Source organism: Streptomyces viridochromogenes (genome assembly GCF_001270495.1).
Lineage (GTDB): Bacteria > Actinomycetota > Actinomycetes > Streptomycetales > Streptomycetaceae > Streptomyces > Streptomyces viridochromogenes_A.
In genome coordinates, this window is record NZ_LGUR01000082.1 from 1 (window position 1) to 813 (window position 813).

The following is an 813-nucleotide window of genomic DNA, read 5'->3' on the forward strand; positions in this document are numbered from 1 at the left end:
GAGGGCGAGTACAAGGTGGTGTCGTCGAGTACGTCGTCGATGCTGGCGGAGCTGGACCGGTCGATCAAGAAGCGTGAGCCGGTGGTGGTCACGCTGTGGTCGCCGCACTGGGCGTACGGCAAGTACGACCTGAGGAAGCTCAAGGACCCCGAGGGCGCCTGGGGCAAGGGCGAGCAGATCCACACCGTCGCGCAAAAGGGCTTCGCGAAGAAGGACCCGGTCGTCGCGAAGTGGCTGAAGGACTTCAAGCTCACCGAGCAGCAGCTGACCAGCCTGGAGAACGACATCCGCGCCGCGGGCGAAGGCCATGAGCAGGACGGTGTCCGTGCCTGGCTGACGAAGAACCCCGGCCTGGTGAACAAGCTCGCCCCGGTCGCCGACGCCGCGAAGGCACAGGGCAAGGACGCGGGCAAGACCGTCGACATGGGCTACTTCCCGTGGGACGAGGCCATCGCCGCCACCTACCTCTGGCAGAACATCCTCGAGGACCGCGGCTACAAGCCGAACGTCAAGCAGCTCGACCCCGGCCCGCTCTACACCTCCCTCGCACAGGGGCAGATGGACGTGCAGCTGGACGGCTGGCTGCCGACCACGCACAAGGAGTATGTGGACCGCTTCAAGGGGAAGTTGGACGACCTGGGCGCCTGGTACGGGCCTACGTCGTTGGAGCTGACGGTCCCCTCCTATGTGAAGGGTGTCGACTCGCTGGCGGATCTGAAGGGCCGGGGCAAGGAGTTCGGCGGGAAGATCATCGGTATCGAGGCGAGTGCCGGGATGATGGGGACGCTGAACAAGTCGGTGCTGAAGGCGTAC

General features: G+C 65.4%; 1 protein-coding gene. It reads left to right on the top strand.

Annotated features, from left to right (window positions below):
- The coding region (locus ADK36_RS09500; protein ID WP_276525832.1) for a glycine betaine ABC transporter substrate-binding protein at positions 1-813 on the top strand (813 nt) is incomplete at both ends.